This is a genomic window from Magnetospira thiophila (genome assembly GCF_054657015.1).
On record NZ_BAAHXF010000001.1, the window covers coordinates 1,947,778 to 1,969,732 of the forward strand.

Annotated in this window: 24 protein-coding genes, 1 tRNA gene and 1 pseudogene; 13 read left to right on the top strand and 13 right to left on the bottom strand. The window is 59.7% G+C overall.

The genetic code is table 11. The annotated features are described in order from the left end of the window. Positions 1-31: 31 nt before the first annotated feature. The 4 genes from ACYQ1P_RS09360 (at position 32) to ACYQ1P_RS09375 (ending at position 1,994) form a co-directional block, all read left to right on the top strand. Positions 32-727, top strand: coding sequence for a pirin family protein (locus ACYQ1P_RS09360; RefSeq protein WP_460020078.1), 696 nt, complete (start codon positions 32-34; stop codon positions 725-727). Between the two features lie 67 nt (positions 728-794). Further along, positions 795-1,121, top strand: a complete 327-nt coding sequence (locus ACYQ1P_RS09365) for a hypothetical protein (protein WP_460020079.1) — start codon at positions 795-797, stop codon at positions 1,119-1,121. Positions 1,122-1,313: 192 nt separating this feature from the next. After that, positions 1,314-1,520, top strand: a complete 207-nt coding sequence (locus ACYQ1P_RS09370) for a hypothetical protein (RefSeq protein ID WP_460020080.1) — start codon at positions 1,314-1,316, stop codon at positions 1,518-1,520. Positions 1,521-1,682: 162 nt separating this feature from the next. Then, positions 1,683-1,994: a hypothetical protein gene (locus tag ACYQ1P_RS09375; protein ID WP_460020081.1), complete on the top strand. Its 312-nt coding sequence runs from the start codon at positions 1,683-1,685 to the stop codon at positions 1,992-1,994. 22 nt (positions 1,995-2,016) lie between these two features. Here the strand turns inward: ACYQ1P_RS09375 and ACYQ1P_RS09380 are convergent, their stop codons facing one another. Further along, complete coding sequence (locus tag ACYQ1P_RS09380) at positions 2,017-3,045, bottom strand: complex I NDUFA9 subunit family protein (RefSeq protein WP_460020082.1); 1,029 nt, start codon at positions 3,043-3,045, stop codon at positions 2,017-2,019. A 174-nt stretch (positions 3,046-3,219) separates the two neighbouring features. On the opposite strand from ACYQ1P_RS09380, the gene ACYQ1P_RS09385 reads away from it, so the two are divergent. Next, positions 3,220-3,306, top strand: a tRNA-Leu gene (locus ACYQ1P_RS09385). A gap of 236 nt (positions 3,307-3,542) precedes the next feature. Further along, the gene (locus ACYQ1P_RS09390) at positions 3,543-4,382 is read left to right on the top strand and encodes a hypothetical protein (RefSeq protein ID WP_460020083.1); all 840 of its coding nucleotides are present in this window, start codon (positions 3,543-3,545) and stop codon (positions 4,380-4,382) included. On the opposite strand, the gene ACYQ1P_RS09395 is transcribed toward ACYQ1P_RS09390, so the two are convergent. The 10 genes from ACYQ1P_RS09395 to ACYQ1P_RS09440 form a co-directional block, all read right to left on the bottom strand. Beyond that, the gene (locus ACYQ1P_RS09395; protein ID WP_460018622.1) at positions 4,340-5,440 is read right to left on the bottom strand and encodes an IS5 family transposase; all 1,101 of its coding nucleotides are present in this window, start codon (positions 5,438-5,440) and stop codon (positions 4,340-4,342) included. The two genes, ACYQ1P_RS09390 and ACYQ1P_RS09395, sit on opposite strands and share 43 nt — an antisense overlap. A gap of 81 nt (positions 5,441-5,521) precedes the next feature. Continuing rightward, positions 5,522-5,803 (bottom strand): ATP-binding protein, encoded by a 282-nt coding sequence (locus ACYQ1P_RS09400; RefSeq protein ID WP_460020084.1) that lies wholly within the window; start codon positions 5,801-5,803, stop codon positions 5,522-5,524. Between the two features lie 74 nt (positions 5,804-5,877). Further along, on the bottom strand, positions 5,878-6,717 hold the full coding sequence (locus ACYQ1P_RS09405) for a hypothetical protein (protein ID WP_460020085.1): 840 nt from the start codon (positions 6,715-6,717) through the stop codon (positions 5,878-5,880). Between the two features lie 31 nt (positions 6,718-6,748). Beyond that, the gene (ptsN, locus tag ACYQ1P_RS09410; RefSeq protein ID WP_460020086.1) at positions 6,749-7,213 is read right to left on the bottom strand and encodes a PTS IIA-like nitrogen regulatory protein PtsN; all 465 of its coding nucleotides are present in this window, start codon (positions 7,211-7,213) and stop codon (positions 6,749-6,751) included. Between the two features lie 13 nt (positions 7,214-7,226). Continuing rightward, complete coding sequence (hpf, locus tag ACYQ1P_RS09415) at positions 7,227-7,805, bottom strand: ribosome hibernation-promoting factor, HPF/YfiA family (protein ID WP_460020087.1); 579 nt, start codon at positions 7,803-7,805, stop codon at positions 7,227-7,229. A gap of 166 nt (positions 7,806-7,971) precedes the next feature. Then, on the bottom strand, positions 7,972-9,519 hold the full coding sequence (gene rpoN, locus ACYQ1P_RS09420; RefSeq protein ID WP_460020088.1) for an RNA polymerase factor sigma-54: 1,548 nt from the start codon (positions 9,517-9,519) through the stop codon (positions 7,972-7,974). 54 nt (positions 9,520-9,573) lie between these two features. Continuing rightward, on the bottom strand, positions 9,574-10,419 hold the full coding sequence (gene lptB / locus ACYQ1P_RS09425; protein ID WP_460020089.1) for an LPS export ABC transporter ATP-binding protein: 846 nt from the start codon (positions 10,417-10,419) through the stop codon (positions 9,574-9,576). Beyond that, the gene (locus ACYQ1P_RS09430; protein ID WP_460020090.1) at positions 10,416-11,243 is read right to left on the bottom strand and encodes an LptA/OstA family protein; all 828 of its coding nucleotides are present in this window, start codon (positions 11,241-11,243) and stop codon (positions 10,416-10,418) included. The genes lptB and ACYQ1P_RS09430 overlap by 4 nt, the downstream gene beginning before the upstream one ends. Continuing rightward, the gene (gene lptC / locus ACYQ1P_RS09435; RefSeq protein ID WP_460020091.1) at positions 11,240-11,953 is read right to left on the bottom strand and encodes an LPS export ABC transporter periplasmic protein LptC; all 714 of its coding nucleotides are present in this window, start codon (positions 11,951-11,953) and stop codon (positions 11,240-11,242) included. The genes ACYQ1P_RS09430 and lptC overlap by 4 nt, the downstream gene beginning before the upstream one ends. 165 nt (positions 11,954-12,118) lie before the next feature. Then, positions 12,119-12,733 carry a ribonuclease D gene (locus tag ACYQ1P_RS09440; protein ID WP_460020092.1) on the bottom strand — a complete coding sequence of 205 codons (615 nt, stop codon included), beginning with the start codon at positions 12,731-12,733 and terminating at the stop codon, positions 12,119-12,121. Between the two features lie 758 nt (positions 12,734-13,491). On the opposite strand from ACYQ1P_RS09440, the gene ACYQ1P_RS09445 reads away from it, so the two are divergent. The 6 genes and pseudogenes from ACYQ1P_RS09445 to istB all read left to right on the top strand — a co-directional run bounded on the left by ACYQ1P_RS09445 (position 13,492) and on the right by istB (position 18,684). After that, entirely contained in the window at positions 13,492-13,740 is a 249-nt protein-coding gene (locus ACYQ1P_RS09445; RefSeq protein WP_460020093.1) for a DNA cytosine methyltransferase, read from the top strand. A 79-nt stretch (positions 13,741-13,819) separates the two neighbouring features. After that, on the top strand, positions 13,820-14,242 hold the full coding sequence (gene tnpA, locus ACYQ1P_RS09450; protein WP_460019129.1) for an IS66-like element accessory protein TnpA: 423 nt from the start codon (positions 13,820-13,822) through the stop codon (positions 14,240-14,242). Beyond that, entirely contained in the window at positions 14,239-14,589 is a 351-nt protein-coding gene (tnpB, locus tag ACYQ1P_RS09455) for an IS66 family insertion sequence element accessory protein TnpB (RefSeq protein WP_460019126.1), read from the top strand. Before tnpA ends, tnpB begins: the two co-directional genes overlap by 4 nt. A gap of 57 nt (positions 14,590-14,646) precedes the next feature. Continuing rightward, the gene (gene tnpC, locus ACYQ1P_RS09460) at positions 14,647-16,203 is read left to right on the top strand and encodes an IS66 family transposase (RefSeq protein ID WP_460019128.1); all 1,557 of its coding nucleotides are present in this window, start codon (positions 14,647-14,649) and stop codon (positions 16,201-16,203) included. A gap of 199 nt (positions 16,204-16,402) precedes the next feature. Beyond that, positions 16,403-17,917: pseudogene (istA, locus tag ACYQ1P_RS09465) on the top strand (IS21 family transposase). Positions 17,918-17,931: 14 nt separating this feature from the next. Continuing rightward, on the top strand, positions 17,932-18,684 hold the full coding sequence (istB, locus tag ACYQ1P_RS09470) for an IS21-like element helper ATPase IstB (protein WP_460019056.1): 753 nt from the start codon (positions 17,932-17,934) through the stop codon (positions 18,682-18,684). Positions 18,685-19,128: 444 nt separating this feature from the next. Here the strand turns inward: istB and ACYQ1P_RS09475 are convergent. Beyond that, positions 19,129-20,258, bottom strand: a protein-coding gene (locus ACYQ1P_RS09475) for an IS3 family transposase (protein ID WP_460018929.1) whose coding sequence is annotated in 2 segments (ribosomal slippage) — positions 19,129-19,997 and positions 19,997-20,258 — 1,131 coding nt in all. Because the reading frame shifts where the segments join, the coding sequence is not laid out codon by codon here. Between the two features lie 66 nt (positions 20,259-20,324). On the opposite strand from ACYQ1P_RS09475, the gene ACYQ1P_RS09480 reads away from it, so the two are divergent. Next, positions 20,325-21,467 (top strand): DNA cytosine methyltransferase, encoded by a 1,143-nt coding sequence (locus tag ACYQ1P_RS09480; RefSeq protein ID WP_460020148.1) that lies wholly within the window; start codon positions 20,325-20,327, stop codon positions 21,465-21,467. Here ACYQ1P_RS09480 and ACYQ1P_RS09485 read toward each other — a convergent pair. Beyond that, positions 21,448-21,864 (bottom strand): hypothetical protein, encoded by a 417-nt coding sequence (locus tag ACYQ1P_RS09485; protein ID WP_460020094.1) that lies wholly within the window; start codon positions 21,862-21,864, stop codon positions 21,448-21,450. The two genes, ACYQ1P_RS09480 and ACYQ1P_RS09485, sit on opposite strands and share 20 nt — an antisense overlap. Positions 21,865-21,955 lie beyond the last annotated feature (91 nt).

A 21,955-nucleotide genomic window follows, 5' to 3' on the forward strand; every position in this document is an offset into this window, starting at 1 on the left:
GGGTGAACAGAGCAAATGGACGGAGGTCGGCATGATCAAGATCATCCCTTTCGAGGACCTGGGCCAAGCCGAGCATGGCTGGCTGTCGGCCCGGTTTCATTTCAGTTTCGCCGAGTATTATGACCCGGACCGGCTGGCCTTCGGCCCCTTGCGGGTCTGGAACGACGACCTGATCCGGCCCGGCGGCGGCTTTCCCATGCATCCGCATCGGGACATGGAAATCGTCACCTATGTGCGTCAGGGTGCGATCAGCCACGAGGATAACCTGGGACACAAGGGCGTCACCCAGGCCGGAGATATCCAAGTGATGAGCGCCGGGCGCGGTATCCGCCATTCGGAATATAATCACGGCACCGAGGATCTGCGGCTGTTCCAGATTTGGCTGTTGCCCGACCGGCAGGGACTGGAGCCCCGTTGGGAAGCCACCACCTTCCCCCGAGGTGAGCGGAAAGGCCGGTTGATTCCCGTCGCTTCCGGGCAGGGGCTGCCGGATACCCTGACCATCCACCAAGACGCCACCCTCTATGCGGCGGATTTGGCGGCGGGCGATCGGGTTGTCCATGACCTGGCCCCCGGTCGTCGGGTCTATCTGGTTCCAGCCCGTGGGCAAGTGATCGTCAACGATGTGGCAGTGAGCGAACGGGCCGGGGCGGCGATCAGCGATGTGGACCGCCTGGATCTGGTCGCCGGGACGGATGCGGAATTGCTGCTGTTCGACCTGCCGTAATTCCCCTTTCATCCTGTGGCGACAGCCGGTTACACTGGGTCGATGGAATGTTCGACTCGGAGGCTCCATGCCGTTTGTCCGCCGCACCGCCGAAGGCCAGATTGAGGCCCTCTATGATCGACCCTACGAGGGGGCCGAGGAGGAACTGCACGGCGACTCGCCGGAAGTGGTCGATTTTCTTGTCGGTCGGGAACAAGCCCAATGGGTCTCTTCGGATCTGGCCCTGGCCCGGGTGCTGGAGGACCTCATCGACGTGCTGCTCGAACGCCATGTGATCACCTTTTCCGACCTGCCCCCGGCGGCTCAGCAGAAACTCATCACCCGGCGGGGCCTGCGCAAAGAACTGGACTATGTGGCCAGCCTGTTTCCCGAAAGCAGCGACGAGGACTTCTAACGCTATTGCATAGCCCCCTGGATTCTGCATGGCTCCCATGTGGATTCAGCATTGGTCTTTTTTGTGACATTGCAATATTGTTACAACCGTGTTCCGGGGGAAGGGTGTCCCTGGGACCTATTTTTTTGACCGTGTGGGATTCGTGGCCGGTCAGGGGCCGGGGATCCACACCGAGATCGGGGATGTCGACACATGACCATCGAAGCCCGGGCCAGTCTTCTGGCCTACCTCCAGGATCGTGCCCGCGAACTGCTGCGCGATGCTGCTTCCGCGACCATGCCGACCGGCGCCGGTCTGCGCGCCGAGGCCGAAGAACTGCTGGCCCTGCATGGGCTCATTTCCCATCGCGAACTGCCGGCTCAAGAACAGCTCAGCCTGCGGTTCCCGCGCGCGGCTTAAGCCATTTATCAACTTTTGACCTCCAATATGGCGATATCGGTTTTGTCCGGTGTCGCCTTTTTGTTGTTGCGGTCATCGGGCACTTGCGGAACACTGTAGGCAAACAGTTAGCGGCGGTTTTTTATGCCCAAATCTTTGGAGAATAATGAGATGCGGAGTGACATGCGGACGTCGAATCGCCTGCGATTCATGATGGAGACCGCCGTCAAACAGGCCAACCGGGAAATTCTCGATCCGATGATTCCTGAACTCACGGCCGAAAGCATCAAGCCGATTGTCGATGCCACGGCCCGCATGCGCGGCGAATACCTGCTGGCCCTGTTCGCCGTTGCCGATACGGTATCGAGCGGCAACCTGTCCATGAGCGCCGTCGAGCGTCTACGTGAACTGCGTACGGCCTATGACGAGCTGGCCCATGCCTTCCAGGCGCTGGAAGTCGCCATCGAACGGGGCTATCTCTCGGTCAAGGCCTGACCGGTCAACGAAGTCTTCTGCTTTAAACAGGCCGCAGCCGCTGGTGCGTCGGCGGCTTGAAGCGGCTCAAATAGCCGGGCAACACCCCTTCACAGGCAGTGGGCTCAATGCCCAGATCGGCCAGGGTCTTGGCCCCCGCCGAGACCAGATTGTCCTGGGCCAGCAGCTTCAACTGGTCACGGGTGACCATCGGCTTGGGCAGGAATTCGAGAAACCAGGCGGCGATTTTCATGAACAGAAAATGCACCGGCATCAGGATGCGGGCGCGGTTGCTGTGGGTCAGCACCAGCTCCATCAATTCCTTGTAGGAATAATCGCGCGGTCCGCCCAGTTCGTAGGTCTGCCCGCGGGTCGCCGACTCGGTCAGCCCCTTCAGGGCGGCGTCTGCCACATCGCCCACATAAACCGGCTGCATCCGGGTGCCGCCATGACCGAACAGGTCGATCAACGGGGCGCTGTCGCCGCCGAGGGCGCTCAGATTGATTTTTGGCGGGAACGGGCAGCCGAGCACCGGCAGGACCGGCGTGAAACGGGCCAGGGTGGCAAAGCGGTTGAAGAAATCGTCCTCGGGGCCGAAAATCACGCTGGGCCGCAAAATGACCGCATCGGGAAAGGCCTGACGCACCGCCAGTTCGCCGTCATGCTTGCTTTGGGCATAGGCCGAGCCGGTCGCCGGATCGGCGATGGCTGAGAGGTGAACCAGGGCCTTGATCTGGGCCGCTGCGGCTTCCGTCGCCACGTTGCGCGCCCCCTCCACATGGATGCGGTCAAAGTTCTGTGCGCCCCAGGGCGACAGGATGCCGACCAGATTGATCGCCGCATCGGCCCCGCGCAGGGCGGCCCGCACACTGGCCGGATCGCCCACGTCGGTGGGGACGGCAACCACCTGACCGACCTCGCCACAGGTGCGCAGATAAAGCGCGTCTTCCGGGTCGCGCACCGCAATGCGCACCTGGGCCCCCTGGGCCGCCAGACGTCGGACGATATGCCGACCGACGAAACCCGATCCGCCGAATACCGTAACCAGCTTGTTCTGCAATTGCGCACCCATCGGTCCTGCTCCCCTGGATTTAGCTGATTTTGCATAGTCCTTCCCGGGGGTCGGCGTCAACCACAAGCCGACAAGCCCCCCCTCGGCGGTGAAATGATATTGACACCTGCCCCGGGGCTCGGTAGATGAGGGGCCCCGACGCGGTGACCCGTTCGCTCTTGTCGGTCCTGAAGTGCCCAGGTGGCGGAATTGGTAGACGCGCAGGTTTCAGGTACCTGTGGCCGCAAGGTCGTGGAAGTTCGAGTCTTCTCCTGGGCACCATTCTCTTTTTAACTCGTTGAAACATGAAAACCCCCCTGTTATCAGGGGCATCACCTCACCAAACTGGTGCGCATTGGTGGGGCTCAAGATGTTTTTTCGAGTTGTGCGTCCGATGAAACGACCCAGCAGGCAGCTTGCCTCGGATGCGGGCCACAAGTTTGGATCGGGCAGGATCTGTTGGCACAGGCTTTTTGATCACGTATTCTCCCATCATTCAATTTATGGAGGATATCGTCTTGCCTGAACGTATTGCCATCAAGATCCTTACAGGGTCCGATCTAACATTCTTCGATACGTTCTTCAAGCGGAGCAACATTGGTAACCAAAAGGCTATCAATCTTAATGCAGACGTTTTCGCCAAGCAGTTCTATCCAGACTTCGCGGAACGTTCCCTTGGTGAAGAAGTGGAAGTTCCTGTTGCAGTTACAGTGTTCGGCCCTTACCCAGGTAAGCCGTACCACTTTGCCCGTTCTATCACAAAGAAGATGACATACAAGAACTGGCGGCTCAACGGCGCTGCGGTTCCTGACCCTGACGACGAAGCTGGACGTTTTGACCAACTGGTAGTGGGCGACTTGGGAGTGCTTGAGTTCCATGGAGACTCGGTTCCAGAAGCCGTGCAGATTGTAATCGTCTCCTCCGAGGGTGATCCAGAACTCCACAATAGGCTGAATGGGGAAGTGCTAAATGGCAAGCGGTCCATGGTCGCAGTTTCAAGAGAACGCTTGTTTGAAATAGCAACTGAGGCATCCCTTGACCTAAGTCATCCGATCCGGGCGCTGCTCAAAGACCCAGAACTCGACGAACTCATTGAACAGGCACACCTTGGAGTCGAACCTGCTGTCCGCCACCTGAGGGAACGGGCGGGGAGGAGGCTTACAAAGTTGGATCTAACAGGCTGCGGAAAAACGCGGAAGGTCGGCCCCTTTCCCCATCGGTCGGTGCCATTCAGTGGCCTCGGCGAGGGGGTGCGGGCCGCTTTTGCGGCCGGTTTCCCCGGACTCTGCCGATTTGAGGCAGAGTCCGGGTATCGTCATGCCGCAGCCATCAACTTCGGCAGCCTGACGAGGTTGTAGGCGGCGGCGGTCAGGGTGAAGACCCAGTCGACGCGGTCGGTGCCCTTGTGGCGGGTCTTGCGCAAATTTCCGGTGGTCTTTGCCCAGCCGAAGACCTCCTCAATCCGCTTGCGGATGCGCAAGCTGATGGCGTAGCCGGGATGGCGGGTTGTGCGGCCATCAATGGCGCTACGGCGGCGCACGTCACCGGTTTCGGTCACCTGCTCGTTCCGGGCGATATGGGGCGTGACCTTGCGGACCCGCAAATCGCGGACGAATTCGCGGACGTCGTAGGCCTTGTCGGCGCCCAGGGTGATGCGGCCCTTTGCGGCCAAGCCATCAACCAGCGACAGGGCCGCCTCGCGCTCGGCGGTGCCGGTGGCCCGGGTGACCATGGCGCCGACCACCAGGCCGTTGCGGTTCTCCATCAACACGTGGCCCATGAAGGCCATGCGCGAGGATTGGCCGTTGGCTTTGCGGTACAGCTTGGCGTCGGGATCGGTGGTCGAGGCATGGGTCTGGTTCGAGCGCTTCTCGCCGCGGAAATCGCGTTCGCCGTTGCGCCCCGGCCCCGGAGGCGGATCGCCGCCATCCTTGGGCCGGAAGCTCTTCATCGAGGCCCAGGCGTCGATCAGCGTCCCGTCCACCGAGAAATGCTCGTCCGACAGCAGGTCGCGGCCACGCGCCTGCGCCACCACCGCCGACAGAAACTTGGTCGCCACCTCGCCTTCCAACAGCCGGTCGCGATTCTTGGTGAACACCGTCACGTCCCACACCGGCGCATCCATCGACAGCCCCACGAACCAGCGGAACAGCAGGTTGTAGCCGACCTGCTCCATCAACTGCCGCTCGGAGCGGATCGAATAGAAGGCTTGCAACAGCAGGGCACGGAGTAGCTTCTCCGGCGGGATCGAGGGGCGACCCACCTTCGCGTACATCCCCTCGAAATCCGTCGACAGGACCTCCAGCACCTCATCGACGATGGCCCGGATCGGTCGGAGCGGATGGCTCGCCGGAACCCGCGCCTCGCAACTCACATACGAAAACAGGCTCTCCGTCCAAACGTCGCTGCCACGCATCTCGCCCCCCCTGTCGCTTTCAGGAGGAATCGAATCATACCCGGTCGTCAAAGGGAAGAGTTTTTCCGCAGCCTGTTAGAGCTACCCTTCCAACGGAAAAAGTGAACATGACGCGCGTCCCCCTGCGTGAATTCGGGGTCGATCCAGATGCGCCCGCCGTGGAGGGGAGACGATCTTGCGGCAGATGGCCAGCCCGAGGCCCGTGCCTTCGAATTTTTCCCGCATATTCAGGCGCAGAAAGTTGACGAACATCTTGACGTGATAGGCCGGATCAATGCCGATGCCATTGTCCTGGACCTGGAACAGCCAGTCTCGATCCTCTCGGCTGATGGTCAGTTCAATCTGCGGGCCGAGGCTGCCCATGGGGAGTCTGCTTGGGGTTAAAGCCAAGGCCCGCAACGGGCCGTCACGCGCCGTCGCAAAAAATGAGGTGGAGGCTACTCGAACGCCGCCTTGATCGCCGAATAGGCCTGACCGAGGGTCTTGTCGCGCATCACCAGACGCATATGGTGGCGGGACAGCGGGCGGTCGTTGGTGAAATGCATGAACCAGCTATCGGCCCAGGCGGAATTGACACACAGGGTGACCAGCCGGGTATCGAAACGAAACTCGTCCAGCAACAGGAACGAATAGCGCTCCAGGATGTGATAGATCCACGGCCAGTTGAAGCGCTTGTCCAGCGGAGCCGTCAGCCCATGACCATAGAGATAGTTGGACAGCGGCAACTCCTCCTTGGCCGAATGCGGGTTTTCCTCGTAGCTGTCATAGACATGGCGCAGAATCGCCGCGTGACGGGACGGGGTCAGCACCATGACGCCGGTATTGGCCCAGTCGGGCACGGTTTCATCGAGCCCCGCCTTGCGGTAGGTCTCGACCACCATTTGATCAAGGGAGTTCACCCGGCCCAGGGTGCGCTTGATGTGCAGGCGCAGCTCATGGGATGTCGCCGGGACCAGACCGACAAGCGCCTCGGGCACCTGCGAGACGACGCAGGGGGCCAGATTGTGATTGACCAGAATGTCGGTATCCATCCACACCACCCGTGCGTAGGCCGCGACTTCCGGATGTTCGAGAATGAGCAGTTTCTGCCAGTTGGGGGTGCGCTGTCGCCCCCGGGGCGACGGGTCCAGGTAATCGCGCAACGGCAGAATGTCGTAGCCGTAACGAGCCGCATAGTCGACCCAGGAGGGACGGACGTTCTGTTCCCAGAAGCTGTAGTAGTCCTCATCGCCGATGATGACGGTGACCAGGGCCTTGTCATTGCGGGGCTGACTCATGGCCTCCTCCGCCTGCGCCGACAATCGGGTCTCAGGCGGCGCGGCTGGTGGCCGCCTCGGTCAACAGGGCATACAGCCCTTCCGGCCGATTGCTCCCGCGCAGCTTCTCGCAGACATTGCTGTCCCGCAACAGGCGGGACACCCGGGCCAGGGCCTTCAGGTGATCGGCTCCTGCGGATTCCGGGGCCAGCAACAGAAACACCAGATCGACCGGATGCTCGTCGATGGAATCGAAATCTATGGGATTTTCCAGCCGGGCGAAGATTCCGTACAGCCGTTCCAGACTCGGCAGCTTGCCATGCGGAATGGCGATGCCGTTGCCGACGCCGGTGGTGCCCAGGCGTTCGCGCTCCAACAACACGTCGAAGATCGCCCGCTCGTGCAGACCGGTGATGTCGGCGGCGCGCTTGGCAAGCTCCTGCAACGCCTGCTTCTTGCTGGTCGCCTTGAGATCGGCGATGACGCTCTCGGGACTCAGGATATCCACGATTTCCATGGCCAAATTCCCTTTACTTGTCGGACCCATCCGGGTCGATCCAGCCGATATTGCCGTCCGGACGCCGATAGACCACATTCAGCCGCCCGTGCGCCCGATTGTAGAAAACCATGACACACTGATCCGCGAGGTCCATCCGCATGACCGCCTGTCCGACGCTCAGACTGTCCACCCGGGTCGGCAACTCGGCGATGATCACCGGGGCCTCGTCGGTCGCCGGTTCCTCGTCCGCCGCATGCTCTTCCGCCGCCAGCACGTACTGCTGGGCCATGAGTTCGGCTTCTTCCGATTGATCTTTGTGATAATCCTTGATGCGGCGCTTGTAACGGCGCAACTGCTTGTCGATGCGTTCCAAGGCCCCGTCGAAGGCGGCATAGGCGTCGCCGCCGCGATTCAGCCCCTGAACCACCAGCCCGCGTCCGGCATGGACATGAATGTCGGCCCGAAACTGGTGGGCTTCCTTGGAGAAGACAACGGTCCCGTCGATCGCGCGATCAAAGTACTTGGCAACGGCGGCGGACAAGGTGTCGTCCACATGGACCCGCAGGGCATCCCCCACATCCATGTTCTTTCCTTTAACGGTAATATCCATATTTGGGAACTGTTCCTGTTGTTCCTGAAAAAAGCACCGAAACCCTTATCGGTGATGACCTTCCGTTTCCCCCACCGGGGCGGCAGTTCAGGAGAAGGTGCGGGACATTAGTGTCAGGACAAGGGCAAGTCAATAGTGCCACATCCCCTGCACGGCCACGAACTCCCTATCCCCCGCTCAACTGCAACTTTTTCTGCTTGCGCCGATCCACCGATGACGGGATGCGCAAAGCTTCCCGATACTTTGCCACTGTTCGACGTGCGATGTCGATCCCTTCCGCGCGCAAAAGATCGACAATTTTATCATCCGACAAGATTTTTTTCGGATCTTCTGTGTCTACTAGGTGTTTTATCCTGTGCCGCACCGCTTCCGACGAATGGGCCACGCCCCCATCCGAGGCGGCGATGGCGGTGGTAAAAAAGTACTTCAGCTCGTAAATCCCGCGCGGGGTGGCGATGTATTTGTTGGAGGTCACGCGACTGACCGTGCTTTCGTGCATTTCAATGGCATCGGCGATATCGCGCAGGATCAAGGGCTTCAAGTGGCCGACTCCGAGACTGAAAAAGCCGTCTTGCTGCTGCACGATTTCCGCCGATACCTTGAGGATGGTGGTCGCCCGTTGATGCAGCGCCTTGACCAGCCAATTGGCCGTTTGCAGGCATTCGGCAATATATTTGCGCGATTCCGCGTCCCTGGCCTGACGGGCCACCACCGTGTGATAGGCGTTGTTGACCAGCACCCGGGGCAGGGTCTCGGCATTCAGTTCGATGATCCAGTCGCCGCCCGGGCCGGGGCGCATCAAAATGTCCGGGACGACCGCCTGAACCAGCCCCTCCTCGCCGAACGACAACCCCGGCTTGGGGTCCAGTTGGCGAATCTCGGTGATCATCTCGGCCAGGTCTTCTTGATCCACGCCGCAGACCCGCAGCAGACCCTGGATATCGTGGTGGGCCAGCATCTCCAGGTTATCAAGCAGCGCCTGGATGGCCGGGTCGAGTCGGTTGCGGTCACGCAGTTGCAGGGCCAGGCATTCCGCCAGATTGCGGGCGAACAGACCGGCCGGATCGAATTGCTGCACCAGGGCCAGGGTTTGATCGACCAAATCCGGCGCACAGCCCAGGGTCTCGGCCACCGTTTCGATGTCGGTTTGCAGATAGCCCGCAGCGTCCAAGTTATCCAGCAGATGCAGCGCCACCATGCGCTGGGCGGGGTGATGCAACTCCATATTGATCTGCCCGATCAAATGATCCCGCAGGGTCGGGCTTTCGGCCAGGGTGCGCTCCATGTCCCCGGTGGGGTCTGAAAAATCCGCTGCGCCGCCGCTGCCCCAGGAGTCGAAGGCCTCGCCACCGCCCGTCGCGCCGCCCACCAGATCGCCCGGCGAATCATTATTGAACGTATTGTCGTAATCCACGTCCAGGGCGGAACTGGATTCCCCGGAGGCGTCCTGTCCGGTGACCGCATCCACCGCGTTCAGTCCCGGCCCGTCGGTTTCCAGCATCGGCCCCTCGTTGTGGCCCTCCGGCGGGTCCTCGGACGGGGTATAGGAGGGCTCCTCCTCCATTTCGAGCAGCGGATTGCGCTCCAGTTCCTGTTCAACGAAATGCGACAATTCGAGATTGTTCATCTGCAACAGCTTGATGGCCTGCTGCAATTGCGGGGTCATCACCAGAGTTTGACTCTGGCGGATATCCAGGCGGGCGTTCAGCGCCATGACGGTCTCCCGGATTGGGAGGGCCATCGGCCCTTTGCATGCCTGGCACGGGTCCTAGAGGCTGAAGCGTTCACCAAGATACACACGCCGCACATCCTGATTGCCCACGATGTCGGTTGGCGTTCCCTCCATGAGGACCATCCCATCATGGATGATGTAGGCCCGGTCGATGATATCCAGGGTTTCGCGCACGTTATGATCGGTGATCAGCACGCCGATCCCACGATCCTTGAGATGCCCGACCAGATCCCGAATGTCTCCGACGGCGATGGGATCAATGCCGGCGAAGGGTTCATCGAGCAGAATGAAATGGGGCCGGGTGGCCAGGGCCCGGGCGATCTCCACCCGACGGCGTTCGCCGCCGGACAGGGCCAGCGCCGGGGTGCGCCGCAAATGGGTGATGGAGAATTCGGCCAACAGGGAATCCAGCAACGCCTCGCGCCGCTCGCGGGAGGTTTCGACGGTCTCCAGGACGGCCCGGATGTTGCCCTCTACGGTCAGGCCGCGAAAAATGGAGGCTTCCTGTGGCAGGTAGCCGATCCCCATGCGGGCACGCCGATACATGGGCAGGTCGGTAATGTCCTGGCCGTCCAGACGGACCCGTCCGTAATCGGGCGCGATCAAGCCGGTGATCATATAGAAACAGGTCGTTTTGCCCGCCCCATTGGGGCCGAGCAGCCCGACCACCTCACCCCGTTGGATCGACAGATTTACCCCCCGGACCACCGGGCGCTTCTTGAAGCGCTTGCCCAGATCGACGGCGGACAGGCCCTTGTTTTCCAAATCCGTGTTGTCGCGCACCAGGACCGGAGCCCCATCCCGAATCGAGGCCGCCGGTTGCGGTGCTCCGTTCTGGTCCTGTTTCTTGTTTTTCTTGTCGCCGCCGAACCCCATGATCATTCCCGTGCTTCTCCTGTCAGGTTTTTATCGGGCGTCAACAAACCGCGCACCCGTCCCCCCTGTTTCTCACAACTGCCGAGACGACTCACCCCCGTCTTCAGATTGACCGTGGCACCGCAGCCGTCGAGCTGATTCTTGCCCCGCGTCAGGGTCACCTTGCCGGTCAATTCCACGATCCCCGTCGCCACCTGATACACCCCCCGGTCGGCGGTGATCACATCTTCCTTGGTCACCACATGGATATTACCGTAGGCATCGACCCGATGCACGGCGCTTTTCCCATCGGCAGACTGCCGCAGGTGGGCCACCAGCACATCGCCGCGCAGCCGCCGATCCTCGCGGACGGCCACCGCATTGCCGCGCGCCACCGCCATGTGTTTGGTATCCCAATATTCCAGTTGCTGATCGGCGGTGATGAGGTCGGTCTTGGTTTCCAGCCGCACCCGCCCGCCGGTGAGCACCATGACCGATTGCGCCACATCGTAATAGCCCATGCCGCCGTAGGCCGTTTCACCGGGGGAAGAAATCTCCACATCCTCCTCGGCCCGCAATTGGGTAATGCGGGTTTGCCCGGTCTCGGTGTTTTCATAGAAGGCCTTCAACACCTTGGCGCGGACGGTCAGATCCCCCTTGGAGGCCCGGGCGTTGCCCCGCGCGATGAAAACCTTGCCGTCCTGCTGCCACTCGATTCCTTCGTCGGCCTCGACCTCCAGCGGCACGTCGGCATCCTGCCCGGTCATGCCGGTCAGCGCCTGCGCCCAGGCCCCGGAGGCCACGGGCACGGTCATCAGATGGATCGCCAGGACGAGCCGCGCCGGGATCATGGAGTCTCCTCGCTGAACTGGTCGATGGCGTGAATGACGATGCGGGTCTTGCCGGTAAAGTAGATGGTTCGGCCCCGGTCGCGAATATCGAACCCCTCCGCCTGCAATTCGCCAAACGGCCCCTGACCGGTCACCGGCTCATTGCCCGAGGCACTGTTGTTGCCCAAATCCACATGGGCCAGACTGGTACGGATTTCGTACCCCGTATCATGGAACAGGTTGACCGCCCCCTTGAGGTCGAGGGCCTTGCGCTCCTGGGTATAGAGGCCGCTGTTGGCGGTCAACACCAGCCAGGTCCCGTCTTCGAGGGTGATGTCGGCCTTGGGCATTTCCAGTTCCACATGTTCGGTGCCGCCGCCCAGATTGCGCGCCAGATCGGCGGAAACGGAAAACTGTCGCCCCCCGTCGTCGGTGCCCACGTAGCGGGCATTGACCATGCCTGCCTGATCCACATCGCCGACTTCCATGGAGGCGATGCCGATCCTGAAACTGTTATCCTCGGGCTGGATATGCGGCCAGATGGCGATCAAAACCAGCAGCACCACGGCGATGATCGGGAACAAAACCTTGAGCACATGCACCATGCGCGAATAGCGCGCCACCTGACGCCGACGGCGAAAGGCTTCGGCCTCCATGTCGGCCAGAGTCGGCTGCGGCGCGGCGGTAAAGGCCTTTCGTCGATGGCCCTGAAGCGCCAGGCTATCAGACATGGCCTCCCCCCCACCCGGTGGGGGGACGGAAACCGTCAAAGCGAACTGTCTCGATCACCTGATCCTCTCGCGGCAAAGCCTCGATCCCGATTCTTCTTGTGCGACAGTATGAGGGTTGCAGAGCAGGATTTCAAGAATCGTGCCAAACAAAAAAAGCCTGACAGCTCAGTGACTCAGGATATCCGGTTGCTCCCAGCCATCCAGGTCCAGCAGGCCCCGGGTGGGCAGAAACTGGAAACAGCCCTCGGCAAGCGCACGGCGGCCTTCCCGGTCCAGCAACTGATCCAGGATGTCGCGCAGTTGGTGCAGATAGAGCACGTCCTGGGCCGCGTAGGTTTGCTGCTGCTCGTTCAGGGTCGCGCCGCCCCAATCGGACTGCTGCTGTTCCTTGGACAGTTCGACCCCCAGCAGATTCAGGCACAGGTCCTTGAGGCCGTGACGGTCGGTGTTGGTGCGCACCAGCTTTGACGCCACCTTGGTGCAATAGACCGGCGCGCACAGGACATCCAGATACTTGGCCATGATGGCCACGTCGAAGCGCGCGAAATGGAAAATCTTGGTCACCGCCGGATCGGCCATCAGGGCCTTGAGATTGGGCGCGTCATAGGTGCTGCCGGGCGGAAAATGGACCAGATGACAGACCCCGTCGCCCGCCGAAAGCTGAACCACGCACAGGCGGTCGCGATGGGGATTGAGCCCCATGGTCTCCGTATCAACGGCCACGGCGGCACCGAAATCCAGTCCGGCGGGGAGATCCCCCACATGCAGTTCGATTTTCACGATCGGATCGTTCCCGTCGTTGAGGTCGTCAGCGGCTTGGCCCGTTCAGGCACCCCGCTCCGACATTTTGTTTCTCCGGCGGGAAAACACCCCCCGAAAACCGAATTAACATATTGAAATCGTTCACAATAGTGAGCGTTCTCATTCTGCTTTGTGTACCAGCATCACGGCCCACCCGTCAAGCGGCTTTATCCATTCGAACAATCCATCGGATCGATTATCTGCGGTCAACGTTAGCCCCAACAGTACGCCCCCCAAAGGAGGGGCTTTCCACATTTATCATCAAAATGAAAGAAGGGCTGGTACCCAGAAGAAGACTTCAGAGCATTTTTTTTATTAACCCGTTGCAAGCACGAGATTTAAAATAAGCCTTACTTAGGCTTTGTGCACCAACATTCCGACCCAACCGTCAACGGGTTTTCGATCACGTATTTTGGAGAGACAACCTACCGCTCTTGGGGTCATCCGAGCCAGAGAAGAGTATGGAACGTATGATCAGCTTCTAGTGTGCGTCTAATTGTGCAACACTGCACATCTTATCTGTGTTTTGCATAGAATTACGGTGGGAAAAGTGGGTAGGAAGCCAATTCGGCTATAGTTACTTCTAGACAAAGATGACGCTGAGCGCCTTCGGCAGTATTGCGTCAAGTTCGGCTTCAATAAGTCGACACTGGTAGGTAGGTTGATCCGAGAGCGTCTTGATTATAAGAGATATCCTAAGCAACCATCACTATTCGGGGCCAGCAGAGAGTGACGCAATGACCACATTGGATACGAATCGTTCAATCTTCACCAAGGTTGACCGGATCAGAAATGGCTGCCCTCCAAGGGTTTTGGACCTTTTCGCTGGATGCGGTGGACTGTCCCTCGGGTTCGCAGCTGCCGGATTTAATATAGCGGCAGCCATGGAGTCCGATCCTTTCGCAGCAAAGTCTCATGGTCAGAACTTCCATCCCTATGATGATCGCCACTCAAAGGCTTACGACATCACTGCTACAGATCCGTAAGCGCCATTTTGACCCCACCTATTTTTTCCAATGAGAAGCGGCGATAATCTTGCCTCGTATTTTTCGAGGGAGGTTTTCTATGCCGGAAGGTTCGGCGCTACATACGGAGTCCACTGTCGTTTCTCAGTTTGTTACGGAGCCGGGTGGTCGGCGCCGGTGGCCCGACGACGTGAAGGCACGGATTGTTGCACAGACCTTGGTTTCTGGCGCGAGCGTAAATGGCGTTGCCAAACGCCATGGTCTGAGAGCCAATCACCTTTCGGATTGGCGGCGGCGGGCGCGGGAGGGTCGTCTGGTTCTGCCGGCGGCCGAAGGTGATATGGCCATGGTGGCGCCTGCACTCACCCCGGCATTTGCCTCTGTCATTGTGCGTGAAGAAAGCCCGCCGGAACCGGCATCGACTTTGGATATGATTGTCGGCCCGGTGACGATCCGGATTGACGCTTCGACCTCGGCGGATCGCTTGGCGGAGATCGTTACAGCCTTGGGACGGGAGCGATGATGTTTTCTTCCGAGGGCGTGCGGATCGTGGTGGCGACCCGTCCCGTGGACTTCCGTAAAGGCCATGATGGGCTGGCGGCCTATGTCTTCAACGCCATGAGACGCGATCCGTTCACCGGCATGGTTTTCGTGTTCCGGGCCAAGCGGGCGGACCGTTTGAAACTTCTCCACTTCGACGGCAGCGGCCTGGTGATGACCTACAAGCGGCTTGAGGATCAAACCTTTGTCTGGCCCGGGATAAAAGACGGGGTGATGGCCCTGTCTGCGGTGCAATTCGAGGCCCTTTTTGCGGGCTTGGATTGGCGCAAGGTTCGGCCCCTGGAAGGGTCTTCGCCGACGGTGGCCTGACCCAGAAAATGCATGTTTTATAATGCATAAGGCCATGGTTTCTGCTAGATTCCAGCCATGTTGAACGCGCCTGAAAGCGAGCCGGAAAGCGGCCTATCCGAAGCGGACCTGCCCGACGATGTCGAGGCCTTGAAGGCCATCATCCGTTCCCAGCACGTCATCAATACGCGGCTGGAGAAGCTGGTCAAGGCGTTCAAACATGCCCTGTTCGGCGCCAAGTCGGAAAGAATAGCCCGGGATCAACTGGAACTGGCGCTGGAGGATATCGAGACCGGAATTGCCGAGGTTCAGGCTGCGGGCGAGGCTTCGAACACGCCCTCATCAAAGTCAACGAAGAAACCACGCCAGACCAATCGGGGCAATCTGCCCAAACATCTGGAGCGGATTGAGGAAGTCATCAAACCCGATGATGTGACCTGCGCGTGCTGCGGCACCGAGCGCCACGTCATCGGCGAGGATGTGTCCGAACGGCTCGATGTCATTCCGGCGCAGTTCCGTGTGATCATCACCCGGCGTCCCAAATATGCCTGCCGGGTCTGCGAGGAAGGGATCGTCCAGGCCCCCGCTCCGGCACGTCTGATTGAGGGTGGGTTGCCGACGGAAAGCCTGGTGGCCCATGTCATCGTTTCCAAGTACGCGGATCACGCGCCGCTCTATCGCCAGGCCCAGATTTATGCCCGGCAAGGGATCGATCTGGATCGTTCGACCCTGGCGGGCTGGGTGGGCAAGGCGGCTTTCGTTCTTAAACCCGTGGTCGATGCTCTGCTGACGGACTTGAAGGGTTCGACGAAACTGTTCATGGACGAAACCCCGGCACCGGTCCTGGACCCGGGAAGGGGCAAGACCAAAACCGGTTACTTCTGGGCCCTGGCCCGTGATGATCGGCCTTGGGGCGGTGACGATCCTCCTGGCGTGGTGTTTACCTATGCGCCGGGGCGCGGTGGCAAACATGCCGAGGATATCCTGGACGGGTTCGGCGGCATTCTCCAGGTGGACGGCTATACCGGCTATAACCGGTTGATCAAGCCCGGACGGCTCGATCCGGCGATCTGGCTGGCCTATTGCTGGGCCCACGCCCGGCGCAAACTCTATAAACTGGTTAAAACGGGAACATCGCCCATCGCCGGGGAGGGCCTGAAACAGATTGCGGCACTCTACAAAATCGAAGATGAAATCCGCGGTCGGTCGCCCGAAGACCGGCTCGCCGTTCGCCAGGAACGCTCCGCACCCTTGGTCAAAGCCTTTGAAACCTGGATCGCCGAACAGCGCAGCCGGGTCTCGGCAAAATCACTGCTTGGCGAAGCCTTGACGTATATTGCCAAGCACTTCGAAGGGCTCTGCCGGTTCCTATCCGACGGTCGCGTCGAAATGGATTCCAATACCGTCGAGCGGACAATCCGGCCCATCACCCTTAATCGCAAGAATGCTCTCTTCGCCGGTCATGACGCGGGCGCCGAAAACTGGGCGGCGATCGCCTCGCTCATCGAAACCTGTAAGCTGAACGGCATCAACCCCTTCGCCTACATCGAGCATACGCTGAAAGCCATCGTCAACGGCCATAAGCAAAATCACATCAAGGACTTGCTCCCCTGGAATTATCAGGCCGGCGTGTGAGCGGGACTGCGCATTCCGACGCAAAGCGGCCACTGATTCCGATCCAAAGCGGCCACTGATTCCGATTTAATCCGGCCACCGATTCCGACGCAAAGCGGCCACTTTTGTCTGGCCTGTGATCGACCTCGTTGGGTGATCTTTTGAGGGTTACCTTCGCACCTTTTGGGAAGGAGCGGAGATGCCCAGGGAGAGGTTGCCCATGCGCAAGATTAGCGACGTTTTGAGGCTGCATGCCGAGGGCCTGTCGAGGCGGCGGATCGCCGTCAGTTTGAATATTGGCCGTACAACGGTCGGGGATTATATCGCCCGGGCCAAACAAGCGGGGTTGAATTGGCCCTTACCCGGGGACCTTTCGGAGGAAGGGCTGGAGCAGCTATTGTTTCCGCCCTTGCGGGTTCGAACGAGGGAACGCCCACTTCCGCCCGATTGGCCGTCGCTGCACCGGGAGAAAAAGAAGCCCGGCGTGACCCTGGCCCTTTTGTGGGAGGAATACCGGGCGCGGCATCCAGAGGGTTACGGTTACAGCCGGTTCTGTGATCTTTACCGGGACTGGCGGGGTAAGCTGAACCCGACCATGCGCCAGAACCATGTGGCCGGTGAGAAGCTGTTTGTCGATTACGCCGGTCAAACCGTGGAAGTGATTGACGGCTTGACCGGCGAGGTCCACGAGGCCCAGATCTTCGTCGCCACCCTGGGAGCCTCCAGTTACACCTACGCCGAGGCCACTTGGAGCCAGGCGCTGCCTGATTGGATCGGTTCGCACAGCCGCGCCTTCAGTTTTTTCGGCGGCGTTCCCAAGCAGATCGTTCCCGACAACCTCAAGTCCGGTGTCATCAAATCCTGCATTTATGATCCCGAGGTTAATCGGACCTACGCCGATCTGGCGAACCATTACGGTACGGCGGTCATTCCCGCCAGGCCCTAAAAACCAAGGGATAAGGCGAAGGTGGAAGTCGGCGTTCAGGTGGTCGAGCGCTGGGTTCTGGCCCGCCTGCGCAATCGCCGTTTCTTCTCCCTGGCCGAACTCAATCAGGCAATCCGTGAACAGCTTGAGGTTCTGAATAGGCGGGTCAGCAAGCATCTGGATGCGTCCCGGCGGCAACTGTTCGAAGAACTGGACCGCCCGGCCCTCAAAGCCTTGCCCGCCGAGCCCTTCGAATACGCCGAATGGAAACAGCGACGCGCCGGCATCGATTACCATGTGGAAGTGGGCAAGCATTTTTACTCGGTCCCGCATGCGTTGGTCAAACAAACCCTGTGGGCTCGCATCACGGAACGCAGTGTCGAGATATTCCATAAAGGCAAGCGTGTCGCCGTCCATATGCGCGGCCCCGGCAATCGGCGTCATACCACGGTCCCGGAACACATGCCGTCATCACACCGACGATACGCCAGTTGGACGCCGGAGAAAATCCGCCGCATGGCTACCGCCCAAGGGGCCAACACGGAAGCCCTCGTTGACATTATTCTGCGCCGCAAGCCACACCCGGAACAGGGCTTTCGTTCCGCTATCGGCATCCTCCGCCTGGCCAAGGTTCATGGGCCGGAACGCCTGGAGGCGGCTTGCGAAAGAGCGCTTGAGATCGGCGCCCATTCCTATTCTTCCGTCAATTCCATCCTCAAGAACAGGCTTGAGGATTGCAAAACGAAACAGGCTGAGAACGGTCCCGCCATCGATCATCCCAACATCCGGGGTTCCGGATATTTTCATTAAGGAGGAAAACAACCATGTTGCAACACCCCACTCACGACCAACTGAAGCTCCTCAAGCTGACCGGTATGGCTCAGGCCTTCGCCGACCTCAGAGACAACCCCCAAGCCGAAGATCTGGCTCATGATCAATGGCTGGCTCTGCTTCTTGATCGTGAAGAAGCCGTCCGTGACGACCGCCGATTGACCTACCGTTTAAGAAACGCCCGCCTGCGCCACGCCGGGGCCTCAGTCGAGAACGTCGATTACCGCAGCCCCAGGCGTCTCGATAAATCCCTGTTCCAGCAACTGGCCCAGGGGAAATGGATCGCCCAAAAACAGAACCTGATCATTACGGGTCCATGCGGTATCGGCAAATCATGGCTCGCTTGCGCCTTGGGTCAAAAAGCTTGCAGAGATGATTATTCCGTCCTCTACAAACGCCTGCCCCGAATGTTCTCCGAATTGGAAATGGGTCGCGCCGATGGCCGTTACCCGCGTTTGTTTCGCGCCCTGACAAAACCAAACGTGCTGATCCTCGACGATTGGGGCCCGGAAAAACTCAACGCTGATCAGCGCCGCGATCTTATGGAAATCGTCGAAGAGCGTTACCAAAACGCCTCGATCCTGATCACCAGCCAACTGCCCGTCGATAAGTGGCACGACGTCATCGGCGAGCCCACCTTCGCCGACGCCATCCTCGATCGTATCGTCCACAACGCCCACAGGCTCGATCTCGACGGACCCTCAATGCGAAAGACCATGGCCGCCAAAACCATTGACCAGACCTAAGGAAAATGACATCAACAAATTACCCAACGGCGTCGATCACGCCGCCAAAAACGAGCCCAGGATAAAGTGGCCGTTTTGGATCGGAATGGGTGGCCGCTTTCCGTCGGAATCAGTGGCCGGTTTCATCGGAATGCGCAAGCGGGACACCGCTTACACAGATCCTGAAATGCTCTGTGGAGAACTAGGGCTTGGGCCAGTCACTGAAGCGGTGGATGTCATCGTGGGCGGCCCTCCATGTCAGGCTTTCGCGCGAGTGGGACGGGCAAAACTCAGGGAAGTGGACAAACATCCAGAGGCCTTTAGAGCTGGCCGGGATTGTTCAGACAGTTTTTGGCGTTGGATAAGTGGAGCCTCTGCCGGTTGCCGTGTTGTATCGCCGATGCGGGGCCTCACGCAGGGAGGGCGTAGCCCGACTGGAGTGGGGCCCCGCATCGGCAGTGAACGTCATGCTGCCACCGCCTGGGGCTGGTTGTCAAAGTAGATCCTATCCGGCGGCACCCGACCGAGGCTCGAATGTGGCCTCTTGCCATTGTAGAAGTCAAAATAGCGGCCGAGCGAGGTCCGCGCCTCGCCAACGCTGTCGTAGGCCCGAAGATAGACCTCCTCGTACTTCACCGAGCGCCACAGCCGTTCGACAAAGACGTTATCCCGCCAAGCTCCTTTGCCATCCATGCTGAGGGCGATGCCGTTGTCCAGCAGCAGGCCGGTGAATGGGGCACTGGTGAACTGGCTGCCTTGGTCGGTGTTGAAGATCTCCGGCTTGCCATACTTGGCCAGCGCGTCTTCGACCGCTTCCAGACAGAAATCCACGGTCATGGTGATCGACACCCGCCAAGACAGAACCCGGCGGCTGCACCAGTCGAGCACCACACAGAGATAGACGAACCCCCGCGCCATGGGGATGTAGGTAATGTCCATCGCCCATACCTGATTGGGACGCAGGATGGGTAGGCCGCGCAGCAGGTACGGATAGATCTTGTGTCCCGCTGCTGGTTTTGACGTGTTTGGTCGCCGGTACAAGGCCTCGATCCCCATGCGCCGCATCAGCGTGATGACATGATCGCGGCCGATCTCAACGCCCTCGTTGCGCAGGAAATCGCGCAGCATCCGGCTGCCTGCGAACGGAAAGTCCAGGTGCAATGCGTCGATCCGACGCATGATGGCCAGATCGGCGGCAGACACCGGTCGGGGCTGGTAATAGAGGCTGGCGCGACTAAGCCGCAGCACCTCCGCCTGCCGTTTCAGCGGCAGGGCATGGTCACGGTCGATCATCGCTTTACGCTCAACATGCCGGCCTTGTCGAGCGCACCGGCCAAAAAATCATTCTCCAACGTCAATTGGCCGATCTTGGCATGCAACTCCTTCAGATCAACCGGCACCGTCGCCTGGGATCGGCTCGCGCCGAAAACCCCCGATGCCCCCTCCAGCAATTGCCCTCGCCAGGTCGTGATCTGGTTCGGATGCACATCAAACTGCTGCGCCAACTCGGCCAGCGTCTTGTCTCCCTTGATCGCCGCCAAAGCCACCTTCGCCTTGAAAGCCGCTGTGTGGTTCCGCCGTGTACGCTTCGTCATGGTTCCTCCCGATCAACGGCATCATCGCCGCTCTCAGGCAGAAAATCCACTTAACCCCCTGTCTGAATTTCCCAGGCCACCTCTTTTCTCCACGATCCGAGGGCACAACTTTACAAAGCGTATCTGGATTTCGTCGAGGCTTTCAAGCCCCTCGCCCTTCTGATGGAGAATGTTCCAGATGTGCTAAACCATGGAGGGCAGAATATCCCTGAGGAAATCTGTGACGTTCTAGAGGACAAGGGCTACGTCTGCCGATACACCCTGCTGAACTCCGTTTTCTACGGGGTCCCCCAGATACGGGAACGAATGTTCTTGATCGCCTATCGACAGGAACTCAGGGTCGCCGAGCCAAAATTCCCTGAACCATTACACCGTCACCCTCTCCCGCCAGGGTACGAGGGGTCAAGAGCGGTGGCCCTGAAACATCTGAACGGCCCCCTCACGGGAGCCCATGACTACGTGGAACCCCCGACACACTCTGGAGACACCAAGCCAGCTGTCACCGCTTTCGAAGCCATTGGCGACCTTCCGGTGATAGACGCGAGAAAGGAAATGGCTGAGGGGCGTCTAAAACGCGGTGCGAGGCGGTTCGACGCTCCCACCATGCAATACGACAAAGCCCGCCCGATTTCAGCCTATGCGAGGATGATGAAAGAGTGGGAAGGCTTCACCGCTCCAGAGCAGGGGCTGTACGATCATCAAATCCGCTACCTTCCCAGAGACTACGACCTATTCGCTGAAATGCGGGAAGGTGCGGAGTACCCTGAGCTACACGCGCTGGCAGTCAAGCGGTTTGAAACACGGGCTAGGCAAATGACCCTCGTTCCAGATTCGGATGCATGGGATGCGCTAAAGGCCACCATGGTACCGCCCTATGACCCCGGCAAGTTCCCCAACAAGTGGTGGAAGTTACGGAAGGACTGGCCAGTGAGAACACTGATGGCCCACCTAGGCAAGGACAGTTATAGCCATATCCACTATGACGGCACCCAGGCACGGACTATCTCCGTCCGTGAGGCAGCCCGTCTTCAGTCGTTTCCTGATGGATTTAGGTTCTGTGGCACCATGAACCCTGCCTTCCGCCAGATCGGGAATGCTGTTCCGCCACTGCTTGCGAGGGCAGTGGCGGCAAAGATGCTCGACACCCTCATGACTGCTGTCAGCGGAGGTTATTCGACACCCAAAATTGTCACGGAAGCAGCTGAATAAAACCATCATCCGGTTCGTCCGGCCGCTCGACTCTTACCGCCTCCCCCCAATTTAGAGTATTGGGGGCGATAGTGAATCCGACCGGCAAGACGCCGTTTGGAAGGTGCTCCGTGCTGTTGAGGATCTCCTTGGCAAGAATGTTTATGTTCTCTGAAACCTTTGCTTCAGCGCCATCCTCGGTCAGTTCATACAGTCGAATGATCCGATAAGGGATCTTTTCAGATGCAGCCGCCACAGTTTCGGCTCCAGAGAGATGGAACGGTGTCTCAAACTTCTGGCTGGTGGCCTTGGCATCAAAGCGGATGGCTGCGCCTTCGGTGGTTTCGAAGTCCCATGATGCCCCAGCATCTTCGGAAGAAGTCCATTTGACGGATGGTAGTTTCCCTTCCGAGACCATCTTATTCAGGAGATGGTGCGCAAGGGCCTCGCCATCATCACCAATGCGTTCTGCCTTTGCCCTGGCCTCCTTTAGCAGGCTGCGGAAAAAC